Here is a 13,041-nt window from a genome sequence, read left to right on the forward strand (position 1 = left end):
TGTTGCGGGCTGCGCGGTTTAGCCGGCCGCTTCGCCATTCAAACGCGAGGCGAACTCGGCGACGGTCATCGTCCCCAGGTCTTCCCCTGCCCGCGTGCGCACCGCAACCAGGCCATTTTCCTTCTCGCGGTCGCCGGCCACAAGCAGGTACGGCACGCGGTCCAGCGTGTGCTCGCGAATCTTACGGCCGATTTTTTCGTTGCGCAAATCGGCCTCGACCCGGAACCCTTGATTTGCAAGGAGTTTCCGGACATCGGCCACATAATCGGCCTGGGCGTCGGTGATGTTCATGACCGCGGCCTGGACCGGGGCCAGCCAGGCCGGGAACTGGCCGGCGTGGTGCTCGATCAGGATCCCGATGAAGCGCTCCATCGAGCCGACGATGGCCCGGTGCAGCATGACCGGGGTCCGCCGCTGGCTGTTCTCGTCGACGTACTCGGCGCCGAGCCGGCCCGGCATCATGAAGTCGACCTGCATGGTGCCCAGCTGCCAGGTGCGGCCGATCGCGTCCTTGAGGTGGTACTCGATCTTGGGGCCGTAGAAGGCGCCCTCGCCCGGCAGCTCCTGCCATTCCACCCCGCAGGCCGACAGGGCGCTGCGCAGGGCGGCCTCGGCCTTGTCCCAGGTGGCGTCGTCGCCCAGGCGCGACTCGGGACGCAGGGCGATCTTGATCTGGATGTCGTCGAAGCCGAAGTCGCCGTAGACCGCCAGCGCCTGCCGGTGGAAGGCGGTGACCTCGGACTCGATCTGGTCTTCCAGGCAGAAGATGTGGCCGTCGTCCTGGGTGAAGCCGCGCACGCGCAGGATGCCGTGCAGCGCGCCGGAGGGCTCGTTGCGGTGGCAGGAGCCGAACTCGCCGTAGCGGATCGGCAGGTCGCGGTAGCTGTGCAGGCCCTGGTTGAACACCTGGACGTGGCCCGGGCAGTTCATCGGCTTGACCGCGTAGGTGCGCTTCTCCGACTCGGTGAAGAACATGTTCTCCTTGTAGTTGTCCCAGTGGCCGGACTTCTGCCACAGCGACACGTCCAGGATCTGCGGGCAGCGCACTTCGCCGTAGCCGCTGTCGCGGTACACGCGGCGCATGTACTGCTCGACCACCTGCCAGATCGACCAGCCCTTGGGATGCCAGAACACCAGGCCGGGCGCCTCTTCCTGCAGGTGGAACAGGTCCTGCTGCTTGCCGATCTTGCGGTGGTCGCGCTTCTCGGCCTCCTCGACGCGCTGGATGTAGGCCGACAGCTGCTTCTTGTCGGCCCAGGCGGTGCCGTAGACGCGCTGCAGCTGCTCGTTCTTGGAGTCGCCGCGCCAGTAAGCGCCGGAAATGCGGGTCAGCTTGAAGGCCTTGAGGAAACGCGTGTTCGGCACGTGCGGGCCGCGGCACATGTCGACGTATTCCTCGTGGTAGTACAGGCCCATCGCCTGTTCGTCGGGCATGTCCTCGACCAGGCGCAGCTTGTAGTCCTCGCCGCGCGACTGGAACACGGCGACGACCTCGTCGCGCGGCGTGACCTTCTTGATCACGTCGTAGTCCTTGTCGATCAGCTCGACCATGCGCGCTTCGATCGCGGCCAGGTCCTCGGGGGTGAACGGGCGCTCGTACCAGATGTCGTAGTAGAAGCCCTCCTCGATCACCGGGCCGATCACCATCTTCGCGCTCGGGTACAGCTGCTTGACCGCGTGGCCGACCAGGTGGGCGCAGGAGTGGCGGATGATCTCGACGCCTTCGGGATCCTTGGGGGTGATGATGCGCAGCTTGGCGTCGTGGTCGATACGGTCGCTGGCGTCGACCAGCTTGCCGTCGACCTCGCCGGCGACGGTGGCCTTGGCCAGGCCGGCGCCGATCGAGGCGGCGACCTCCATGACCGAAACGGGGTGGTCGAACTCGCGGCGGCTGCCGTCGGGAAGGGTAATGGCGATCATGAGTGCGGACTTGGGCAACGGATTCGGTGGCGATGCGGACGGCGGGCGCTGCGGCCTGCGCGCCGACGGGGCGAAGGACGCGGGCGCGGCGCGGGCCGCGGTCGCAGGGAGGGTACTGCTGGCTCGGCCGGGCAAGGCCCGGACAAGAAAAAAGCGCCGCTAGGGCGCCTGCGTGAGCGGGGCCTGCGCGGGTTCAGCGATGGGCGCGGGTAGTGTCCATGTCGCACGCTCGGCCGGCGGGATGCCGCGGGCCACCTGGTTCTCTGGGGGAAGCGGCCGGATGCCGCGTCGCAGGCGCTAATAGTTGGGGCGCGGCCGGGCCAAGTCAACCGTTCGCCGCCGGCGGGACCGCGACGCGGCGCACACGGGAGCCGCGCGGCCTCGGGTACTGTGCGCGATTCAAGGACGCCATCTGCGTGGGGACGTGATGGAAATCAGGGAAGCCGGCCGCGCCGCGCGCGGCTGCGGAGCGCCGTCGGCAACGTGGTGCGGCGGCGGCCGGTCCGCCGGCCGGCGCGGGCTCCGGGCCGGCGCCCCGGGCGGCCGATGAACGACGGCGCGCCTGCCTCCCCCGCTCCGACCGCCAGCGGCTCGGCCCTGGCCGTGCTGCGGCGCCTGCTGCCGACCCTGTGGCATTACCGCGGCCGGGTCCTGCTCGGCCTGGCCCTGGTGCTGGCCACCAAGCTGGCCCTGGTCGGATTGCCGCTGCTGCTCAAGCAGCTGATCGACGCGCTCGGTCAGAAGCCGACCGTACTGACCGTGCCGGCCGCGCTGCTGATGGCCTATGGCGCGCTGCGGCTGGCCTCCTCGTTGTTGCAGGAACTGCGCACGATCGTGTTCGCCCGGGTGCTGGCGCGCAGCTCGCGCGAGGTCGGGCTGCGCGTGTTCGCGCACCTGCACGCGCTGAGCCTGCGCTTCCACCTGGACCGCCGCACCGGCGCGGTCGGCCGCGACCTGGAGCGCGGCATGGCCTCGATCTCCGAACTGCTCGACACCGTGCTGTACATGGTGCTGCCGACCCTGCTCGAACTGGCGCTGATCGTCGCCATCCTGATCGCCGGCTACGACCTGTCCTTCGCTGCGATCACCCTGGCCACGCTGGCGGCGTACCTGGCCTTCACCTATCGCATGACCGAGTGGCGGCTGCGCTGGTACCGGCAAATGAACGAAGCCAACACCGAAGCCAACGCCGGCTCGGTGGATTCGCTGCTCAACTACGAAACGGTCAAGTACTTCAACAACGAGGCCTACGAGGCCCGCCGCTTCGACCGCCGCCTGCGCGAACTGGAAGACACCGCGGTCAAAAGCCTGAAGGCGGCGTCGCTGACCGGCATCGGCCAGGCCGCGATCATCGCCGTCGGCATCACCGCCCTGCTCTGGCGCGCCGCGGCCGGGGTGGCCGACGGCCGGATGAGCCTGGGCGACCTGGTCCTGGTCAACGCCTATCTGCTGCAGATGGCCGCGCCGCTGAGCTACCTGGGCGTGATCTACCGCGAAAGCAAGCAGATGCTGGCCAACCTGGAACGCATGTTCGCCCTGCTCGACGAACCGGTGGAGGTGCGCGACCGGCCCGACGCGCCGGCGCTGCGCGTGGCCGGCGGCGAGGTCCGGTTCGAGAACGCGAGTTTCCGCTATGGCGATCGCGAGATCCTGGCCGGCATCGACCTGACCATTCCCAGCGGCCGCACCCTGGCGATGGTGGGCAGCACCGGCGCCGGCAAGTCGACCCTGGCGCGGCTGCTGTACCGCCACTACGACCCCGACGGCGGGCGGGTGCTGATCGACGGCCAGGACCTGCGCGAGGTCGGCGTCGATTCGTTGCGCCGGCGCATCGGCGTGGTGCCGCAGGACACCGTGCTGTTCAACGAATCGCTGTACTACAACATCGCCTACGGCCGCCCGGACGCCAGCCGCGACGAGGTCCTGGAGGCCGCGCGCGCCGCGCGCATCCACGACTTCATCCAGGCTCTGCCGCAGGGCTACGACACCGGCGTGGGCGAACGCGGGCTGAAGCTCTCCGGCGGCGAAAAACAGCGCATCGCCATCGCCCGCACCCTGCTCAAGCGGCCGGCGATCCTGATCTTCGACGAAGCCACCTCGGCGCTGGACGCGCACACCGAAAGCGAGATCCTGCGCGAGTTGCGCCAGGCCGCGCAGGGCCGCACCGCGCTGGTGATCGCCCATCGCCTGTCCAGCGTGATCGACGCCGACCAGATCGTGGTGCTGGAGGCAGGCCGGATCGTCGAGCGCGGCGGCCACGCCGAGCTGCTCGCCGCCGGCGGCCGCTACGCCGAGCTGTGGGCGGTGCAGCAGCGCCGCGCCGACGCCGCGCCCGGACGCGGCGAATCCGCCCAGGCTGCGACCGACGGCATCGACGCCGACATGGCCGAGCCGAACCCGACTCCCGCCCTCATCGACTGAAGGAAGCCCGCATGACGACATTGATTGTCTCCGACCCCTGGGACATCCACGCCCGCTCGACGGCCTGGGCGCTGGAGAGCGAAGGCGAACGCGTGCATGTCTGGTACACCCACGACTATCCGCAGAAGCACGGCGTCAGCCTGCGCACCGGCGGCGGCACCGGCTCGGTGTCCCTGCACTGTCTGCGCCACGGCCGCGACTTCGACACCGCCGACGTCGACACGGTCTGGCTGCGCCGCTGGTACCAGCCCGAGGCCTCGGCGCAGCTGCATCCGGCCGACGTCCAGTTCGCCCAGCGCGAATCCACCGAATTCGTCCGCGCGACGATCAACCTGCTCGATGCGCAGCGCGAACGCTTCTGGGTCAATCCGGTGCAGGCCAAGGCCCTGGCCGACCGCAAGGCGGTGCAACTGCACCACGCCGCTGCGGTCGGCCTGGACACGCCGCCGACCCTGATCTCCAACGATCCCGAGGCGATCCGCGCGTTCTACCGCGAGCACGGCGGCCGCGCGATCTACAAGCCGATCACCGCCGCCTCCTGGATCGGCGAAGACAAGGTCTGGGGCACGTTCACTACGCCGCTGACCGACGAGTTGCTGCGCGAAGACGCGGCGCTGTCGAACGCGCCCGGCATCTACCAGCCCTTGCTGGACAAGGCCTACGAACTGCGGGTGACGGTGATGGGCCGGACCGTGATCGCCGCGCGCCTGCAGTCCCAGCGCGAAGGCCAGTACCTCACCGACTGGCGCGCCAACGAATTCGACGAACGCATGGGCTGCGAGCGCTATGTCCTGCCCGAGGCGGTGGAAACGCGCTGTTTGCAGACGATGGCGCGGCTGGGCTTGCTGTTCGGCTGCATCGACATCGTGGTGACCCGGGACGGCCGCTACGTGTTTCTCGAAGTCAACGAGATGGGGCAGTTCATGTGGCTGGAAGCGATCAATCCCGGCCTGCAATTGCTGGACTGCGTGGTCCGCTTCATCCAAAGCCGCGATCCGGCCTTCGTCTACGACTGGCGCGAACCGGCCTACCGCTACCGCGACTACTGGGAGTCGCGCGGCGAGCGCGGCGAAGCCGAGCCGGACGCGCAGCGCCACGTGCCCTTGCCGCAGACCTACCAGATGCGCGAATGAGCGACGCGGCGCGAGGCGCGAGGCGAAAAACAAGCGCAAAACAAGCGGGCCGGGAGGCGATGCCTCCCGGCCCGTTTCCCCTGACGCAATCCGGATGCCCGCAAGGGCGCAGCCGGGATTACGGGATATGGTCGCCGTTGTCGGCCGAATCGATCTCGCCGAACGGGCTGGTGCGGCGATAGGTCGTCGCGACCACGAACGCCGCATCCTGCGCGGCGCCCTCCATCTGCTCGGACTCGATCGCGACCATACGGCCGATCAGGCGGGTTTGTTCGCTCATTGCCTACTACTCCCTTAGCAAGGCGGCGGATCGCCGCGTTGCCAGCATTGGCAGTGCGGGGCCGCGTCGGCAAGCCGCGATTGCAGCGCTCCGATGCGTCCGCAAGGCGCCCGGCGAGGACTTTTCTTCGCAGCAACATGGATTTGAATTCGCCCGGAGCGGAAAATTCAGCACCGCAAAGTCGGCAATCAAACCGACTTGTGCGGCGTTAAGCACGTTCAGTTCGCGCTTGTTTCTGCGACCGAGTGCGGGTTCTGCGCGAACGCGGCGCGCCGCCCCTCGCCCCACCCGCTCCGCCCGTTTCGACGGGCGGCTGACGCCGCCGGCCGCACCCTTGCCCGCTTACCGCCAACGGGTATCGGGCAACTCTGCTCGACCGCAACGACGCGCCGATCCGCGGCGGCATGGACCCGGAGTTGCGTTCAAACGGCACATGCGACGATCGCATGCTCGATACCGGTGTCGGCGGCGGCATGCACCCGCACGAGCGGCCCCTGCAGCAGTCGGCGATGCCGGCCGTCGTCGCGCGCGCTGCGCAAGGCGACCGCAGCCGCCTATGCATCACTCGAAAATCACCTGCGGACGAACGGATACGTCCGGACAAACGAAAACGGCGCACCTCTTGCGAGATCCGCCGTTGCCGTAACAAATTGGTGGGCGGTACAGGGTTCGAACCTGTGACCCCTACCATGTCAAGGTAGTGCTCTACCGCTGAGCTAACCGCCCGTCGCCGTATTTACTGTTCAACACCCCGGCGAGGGCGCGTAGTGTAGCCCAGCGCAAAACGGGCGACAAGCCCTTTCGACGCCCCGGTCGGGCCAGCGGTTTTCGCGCCGGCGGCGGCCCGGAAGCGCTGCAGGCGCGCTCAGGCGGCGAAACCGGCGTCCTTGAGCTTGCGCAGTTCGTCGCGCACCGCCGCCGCCTGCTCGAACTCCAGGTCGCGCGCGTGCTGGTACATCTGCTGCTCCAGCTGCTTGATCCGCGCCGCGAACTGGGCCGGGCTGAGCGCGGCGTAGTCGGCGGCGGTCTCCGCCACCTTGCGCCCCTTGCCGCGGGCCTTGAGCGCCTCCGGATCGACCCGGGCCCCTTCCATGATGTCGACCACCGCCTTGGCCACCGACTTCGGGGTGATGCCGTGGGCTTCGTTGTGCTCGATCTGCTTGGCCCGGCGGCGGTCGGTTTCCTCGATCGCGCGCTGCATCGAGTTGGTGATCCGGTCGGCATACAGGATCGCCTTGCCGCGCAGGTTGCGCGCGGCGCGGCCGATGGTCTGGATCAGCGAACCGGTCGAACGCAGGAAGCCTTCCTTGTCGGCGTCGAGGATCGCCACCAGCGACACCTCGGGCATGTCCAGGCCTTCGCGCAGCAGGTTGATGCCGACCAGCACGTCGAACTTGCCCAGGCGCAGGTCGCGGATGATCTCCACCCGCTCGACCGTGTCCACGTCCGAATGCAGGTAGCGCACCTTGACCCCGTGCTCGCCGAGGTACTCGGTCAGGTTTTCGGCCATGCGCTTGGTCAGGGTGGTGATCAACACGCGGTCGCCGATCGCCACCCGCTCGCGGATTTCGCCGAGCACGTCGTCGACCTGGGTCGCGACCGGGCGGATCTCGACCTGCGGGTCGATCAGGCCGGTCGGGCGCACCACCAGTTCGGTGATCTGCCCCTCCGAATGGCGCAGTTCGTACGGCCCCGGGGTGGCCGAGACGAAGATCGAGCGCGGCGAGCGCCCCTCCCACTCCTCGAAGCGCAGCGGCCGGTTGTCCAGCGCCGACGGCAGACGGAAGCCGAATTCGACCAGGGTTTCCTTGCGCGAACGGTCGCCTTTGAACATCGCGCCGATCTGCGGCACGGTGACGTGCGACTCGTCGACCACCAGCAACGCGTCCGGCGGCAGGTAGTCGAACAGGCACGGCGGCGGCTCACCAGGCATGTGCCCGGTCAGGTGGCGGGAGTAGTTCTCGATACCGTTGCAGTAGCCGACCTCGGCCAGCATCTCCAGGTCGAACTGGGTGCGCTGGGCCAGGCGCTGGGCCTCGACCAGCTTGTTCTGCGCGTACAGCTGCTCCAGGCGTTCGCGCAACTCTTCCTTGATCGTGTCGATCGCGTCGAGCACGGTGCGGCGGGTGGTGACGTAGTGCGAGCCCGGGTAGATCGTGTAGCGCGGCACCTTGTTCAAGGTCTCGCCGGTCAGCGGGTCGAACAGGGTCAGCTGCTCGATCTCGCCGTCGAACAGCTCGATACGCAGCGCTTCGGCGTCGCTTTCGGCCGGGTGCACGTCGATCACCTCGCCGCGCACCCGGTAGGTGGCGCGTCGCAGTTCGGTGTCGTTGCGGGTGTACTGCATCTCGGTCAGGCGCCGGATCAGCTCGCGCTGGTCGATGCGCTCGCCGCGCACCATGTGCAGGACCATGCGGAAGTATTCGTTCGGGTCGCCCAGGCCGTAGATCGCCGACACCGTGCAGACGATGATCGCGTCGCGGCGCTCGAGCAGAGCCTTGGTCGCCGATAGGCGCATCTGCTCGATGTGCTCGTTGACCGAGCTGTCCTTCTCGATGAAGGTGTCGCTCGAGGGCACGTAGGCCTCGGGCTGGTAGTAGTCGTAGTAGCTGACGAAGTACTCGACCGCGTTGTGCGGGAAGAAGGCCTTGAACTCGCCGTACAGCTGCGCCGCCAGGGTCTTGTTCGGCGCCATCACGATGGTCGGCTTCTGCACCTGCTCGACCACGTTGGCGATGGTGTAGGTCTTGCCCGAGCCGGTCACGCCGAGCAGGGTCTGGTGGGCCAGGCCGTTCTCGAAGCCCTGGACCAGCCGCTCGATCGCCTGCGGCTGGTCGCCGGCCGGCGAATACGGCGCTACCAGCTCGAAGCCGGGGGACTGGGCGGTGTCGTCCATCGTGCGATCCGAACGCGGGGAGTCGACCAGTGTAGCCAACCGCGTCTCAACCGGTGAGATCGCCCCCTCGCCCTGCCCCACCCGAGCGGATACGAAAAGGCCCGCTCCGGTGGGGAGCGGGCCTGATTCGGTGCGGGTCGGCTACCGCGGGCCTACTTGTTCCAGCATTCGGCCGGGATCGAGGACGGGCCCTTGGCCCCGGTGTTGGACAAGTTCATGGTGCCGCATTTGTCCTTGTCCTGCCCGGTCGTGGTGCTCGGCACCGCCTGCAGGATGAAGCTGTTGGCGGTGACCGCGCCGTCGAAGGAAATCGTGTAGTGCGCGGTGCCTACCTTCGGCGACTGCGGCGGGTTGTTATAAATCGTGTTCAGGTTGGCGCCGACGTAGGTGCTATTGATGGTGTAGTAGCGCTCCATCGCCTGGGCCGCCTCGGCCAGGTCCGATTTGGCCTGGCCGCGCCGGCTCTTGCGCACGCTGTCCTGATAGGTCGGCACCGCGATGCCGACCAAGATGGCGATGATCGCGACCACCGCCATGAGCTCCATCAGGGTGAAACCCCGGCTCCGGCGCGCGCTCGAACGGTATCGGTAAGACGTCATGTCGGTCCCCTGTTATCGGATCTGGCGCCAGGACTGGCGTCCGCACGGCCTGGGCAGATAGATCGGCTGCGAACCGGAAGTCTGCACCATCACCGAGCACTTGGCCGCGACCGCCTTGGCGATCTCTTCCTCGGTCGCGGTGACCGGCAGGATATCGGTCTTCGGCGTCGCCACCACGGCCACGTCCTTGACCGGCGCGGTGCCGGTGCCGCTGCCCTGGCGCTTGAGCTTGACCGCGCCGACCTTGTCGCCGAAGCGGTTGCCGGTGGCCGAGCCGATGCGGGCGTTGGACATGCCGGCCGCGCCGCTCAGCGCATCCAGACCGTACAGCCAGTTGTTGCCGTCGGTGGAGCAGCCGTCGGTGCTGTTCGGGTCGTAGGTCGGGAAGAACAGGATGCCGTTCTGCAGGCGCGGATTGCCGATGAAGCGCTCGCCGGTCGCGACCGGATTGCCGGTCTTGGCCGTGTCCACGCCCAGGTTGATGTACCAGCCCTTCTTGGTCGCATCCAGGCGATCGCCGGTCACGTAGCGCAGCACGGCGCCGGTGGTGTCGACTTCCTGGTTGACGTACTGGGGTTGCAGTTCGTTGCGGCCGGCGATGACCACGCCCTTGTCGATGATGCCGTACACGCTCTGCATCGCCTTGTCGCTGGGGTCGTCGGTGAAGGAGAAGCTGCCGGTGCCGAACAGGACCATCACGTCGTTGCCGACCGTGGTCGCTTCCAGACCGCCGAGGATCGGCTGGCGCAGGGCGTAATTGTCGTTGTAGCGGGCGATGAACAACGGCTGGCCGCCGAAACCCACGCTGTTGTTGCGCAGATCGAACTTCCACACCGCGCCGTTGAGGTCACCGGCATAGACCGTGTCGGCGAAGCCGTCGCGGACCTGGGTGGAGCTGGTGCCCTGGTAACGGTCGATCACCACCACGTTGCCGAGGCCGTTCTTGGTCCGGGTCGGCAAGGTGCCGGTGGTTTCCTGGGCGGTGATCCGGGTGACCTTGCCGTCGGCGATGTCGACCAGGAACAGCACGGCCTTGCCGTTCGCGCTGTCGTAGCCGTTGCCGAAGATCGCCTTCCACTTGATCGCGCCGCCGGCTTCCTTGACCGGGACGATGGCGATCTTGCCGAGCACGCTGCCGATGTCCTTGGCGCCGTTGGCGTCGCCGGACAGGTCGTTGACTTCCCACAGCACGTTCAGCGTGGCCTGGTCGGTCACATCGAGGGCGAACACGCCTTTGCCGCCGGCGCCGACGCTGGCCGCCAGCACGGTCTTCCAGGCGCTGCCGTCGTGGGCGTCGGAGACTGTGACCAGGCCATCGACGTAGTAACGGTGCTGGAACACCTGGTCGTTGCGATCGGCGGCGCGGTACGGGAACAGCAGGTTGCCCATGTGGCCGACCGAGGTCGCCGGGATGTAGGCGAACTGTTCGTTGCCGGTATCGCCGTCGAAGGCATGGAACATGCCGTCGTTGGCGCCGACATAGACGAAGGTCTTGCGGGCGGTGCGCTTGGTGTTGAGATAGTTGGCGTAGTTCAGCACGTCCGGGGTCAGGCCGTCGGCGCTGCGCAGGCCGCGATAGCCGTAGTCGTCGCCCTTGGACGAGACGATCGGGGTGGAGTTGACGATGTCGCCGAGCAGCGTGGTGCGCTTGCGCAGCTTGCCGCCGTCGTGGGTCTTGTTGCCGCGCAGGTAGGCCACCGCCTCGGCGCCGGTCACGCCGCCGTCGATGCGGTTGAACTTGCCGGCGCAGTTCTGCAGCGCGTCGCTGCACAACGCGGTCTGCACTGCCGCATCCGTGGCGCCCAACGCGGTCGCGGTGAAATCGCCCACGGTCGGCTTGACGCTGCCGGCGGTCTTGCCGAAGCGGATGTTGCGCCCGGCTTCGCCGGTCAGCTTGGACGCGGCCTCCCACTTCTGGGTGAAGGTGATGGTGCCGGCGATCGGATCGTTGGTCGCCGTATACGCGGTGAGGCGGCTGAACCAGTCGGTGCCGTTGTTGGCCGATTCGTAGATCGGTTCGACCGACAAGGTGTTCGAACCGACGCGCGCGCCGACCAGGCCGATGGTGCCCGACGGGGTCGCGCCGCCGCCGACCGAGGCCAGGATCTCGCGCATCGCAGAGGTGATGTCGGACGGCGTGGTGGCGTTGATGTACTTGCCGCGCGCGTTCATGGTCGCGTGCCAGATCTCATCGACCGTGCTCGGCGCATCGTCCTGGCGCGAACGCCAGGCGGGGTAACCGGCCGGCGTATACGGATCGGGCGTATTGGTCAGCGGGTTGTAGGTCACGCCGTAGATATCGCCGCGAGCTCCCAGCGTGACGCCATAGAAGTTCATGTGCGGATCGGCGCGGCAATCCAGCTTGGGATCGTTCGGCGTGGTCTTGCACGCCTCCGGTACCGGCACCTTGCCCAGGCCCAGGTCGCTGCGCAGCGTGGTCTTGTAGTACAGCGCCGCGGTGTCGGCCAGGGTGTTGGCATGGGCGTCGGCCAGCGGCGCAGGCATACCGGCATCCTGAGATCCCGTCGCCGGACCGCCGCCGTTGCTGTAGCCGTCGGTGAACAGCATGCCGGCGTTGATCTGGCACGCGTACTTCACCGGGGCGCCGGCATCGGTGCGCAGGAACTGCTTGCCGATATGTTCGACGGCGAAACGATTGGGCGTGCCGCCGGACGCGTTCAAGGCCAGCAACTTCTCGTTGTAGAGCGCGGCCTTCTCGGCAGCCACCGACATGTCGCGCATCACGACGTCGGTATAGTTGGTCGGGTTGATCGTGAACATGCCGACGCGCATCTTCTCGGTGCGCTCGAGCGACAGGGTCAGCGCGGCCTTCATCGCGCGGTTGCGGTTGCCGTAGAAACTGAACCAGTTGGCGAAGTTCTGGATCGCGACAGCGTATTTTCCGGCGGAGTAATTGGCGGACTTGATCTCGTACTTGTACAGGTCGCAGCCGCTGCCGCAGGCATTCTTGGCCAGGGTCGGCGTGGCGGTGTAGCCCCAGGCCGAGCCTGCGGTCGCCGATTTCAGGTAGAAGGTCGCCGGATAGTACTCGATCGAGATTTCGCAGTAGTCGCTGACGGTGGTCGCGCTGTTGAGCGTGCGCCAGCTGCCGCTGCGCAAACCGCCGCAGTTGCCTTCGGAGTAGTACACCGTGTCCTTGGGCAGGACCGCGCCCTTGGGCACCATGAACAGGTTGTCGTCCGCATTCAGACGCCAGTTGCTCGCAAGATTGATCGTCGGCGACGTCTTGTCCGGATCGACCCGGGTATCGCTGATGCTGGCCTGCGGATAATCGACGATTTCGTTGGCTGCGTTCGGCCGCTTCCAGGGCGAGTAAGTGACGTTCGGATTGAAGTAGGCTGGATTCACATCGGGCGAGCGCGCGAAACCGAAATTGTCGATCGGCGGGATCGCATAACGGTTGTCGCCGATGCGATAGCCGGTCGACGGAATGGTGTGGTGGAAGTTCTCCCAATCCTCGCTGTCGTTCTGGGTACGCGGACGCGCGTTGGCGCCGGTACCGGTGAAGAAGCCGTTGGTGGAAGCGGCGTCCTCTTCCCAGAACGCAGCGCCGTCCTTGCCCGGGAACAGGGTCTGGAAGGTCATCGAGCCGGAGTTGTCGACCGCCATGACGAAGGCCGGCGGCACGGTCACGCTGGAGTTCAGCGGGGTCTGCGCCAGCGAACCGCCGGCCTGGATCGCGTTGGCGTTGTACAGCCAGTAGCCGCCGGCGGCGACCGCCACAGCCAAGGGCGCGAGTAGATAGATGCGCGGGGAAGTCATGACGTTACC

Annotated in this window: 7 protein-coding genes and 1 tRNA gene; 2 read left to right on the top strand and 6 right to left on the bottom strand. The window is 67.4% G+C overall.

Features of this window, described 5'->3' with window-relative positions:
• Nucleotides 1-18: 18 nt before the first annotated feature.
• A complete protein-coding gene (gene thrS / locus K4L06_RS22005) occupies nucleotides 19-1,920 on the bottom strand; it encodes a threonine--tRNA ligase (protein WP_221673391.1) in 1,902 nt (633 codons plus the stop codon).
• 546 nt (nucleotides 1,921-2,466) lie between these two features.
• Here thrS and K4L06_RS22010 point away from each other — a divergent pair.
• Together K4L06_RS22010 and K4L06_RS22015 are read left to right on the top strand one after the other, a co-directional pair.
• Nucleotides 2,467-4,341, top strand: a complete 1,875-nt coding sequence (locus tag K4L06_RS22010; RefSeq protein ID WP_221673392.1) for an ABC transporter ATP-binding protein/permease — start codon at nucleotides 2,467-2,469, stop codon at nucleotides 4,339-4,341.
• 11 nt (nucleotides 4,342-4,352) lie between these two features.
• Nucleotides 4,353-5,474: an MvdC/MvdD family ATP grasp protein gene (locus K4L06_RS22015; protein ID WP_221673393.1), complete on the top strand. Its 1,122-nt coding sequence runs from the start codon at nucleotides 4,353-4,355 to the stop codon at nucleotides 5,472-5,474.
• Between the two features lie 118 nt (nucleotides 5,475-5,592).
• Here K4L06_RS22015 and K4L06_RS22020 read toward each other — a convergent pair whose 3' ends face one another.
• From K4L06_RS22020 to K4L06_RS22040, 5 genes are all read right to left on the bottom strand, one after another.
• Nucleotides 5,593-5,754, bottom strand: coding sequence for a hypothetical protein (locus tag K4L06_RS22020; RefSeq protein WP_221673394.1), 162 nt, complete (start codon nucleotides 5,752-5,754; stop codon nucleotides 5,593-5,595).
• Between the two features lie 651 nt (nucleotides 5,755-6,405).
• A tRNA-Val gene (locus K4L06_RS22025) sits at nucleotides 6,406-6,480 on the bottom strand.
• Between the two features lie 139 nt (nucleotides 6,481-6,619).
• Nucleotides 6,620-8,650 (bottom strand): excinuclease ABC subunit UvrB, encoded by a 2,031-nt coding sequence (gene uvrB / locus K4L06_RS22030; protein ID WP_221673395.1) that lies wholly within the window; start codon nucleotides 8,648-8,650, stop codon nucleotides 6,620-6,622.
• 152 nt (nucleotides 8,651-8,802) lie between these two features.
• On the bottom strand, nucleotides 8,803-9,249 hold the full coding sequence (locus K4L06_RS22035; protein WP_221673396.1) for a type IV pilin protein: 447 nt from the start codon (nucleotides 9,247-9,249) through the stop codon (nucleotides 8,803-8,805).
• A 12-nt stretch (nucleotides 9,250-9,261) separates the two neighbouring features.
• A complete protein-coding gene (locus tag K4L06_RS22040) occupies nucleotides 9,262-13,032 on the bottom strand; it encodes a PilC/PilY family type IV pilus protein (RefSeq protein WP_221673397.1) in 3,771 nt (1,256 codons plus the stop codon).
• Nucleotides 13,033-13,041 lie beyond the last annotated feature (9 nt).

The organism is Lysobacter sp. BMK333-48F3, assembly GCF_019733395.1.
In the GTDB taxonomy this organism is placed as follows: Bacteria; Pseudomonadota; Gammaproteobacteria; order Xanthomonadales; family Xanthomonadaceae; genus Lysobacter.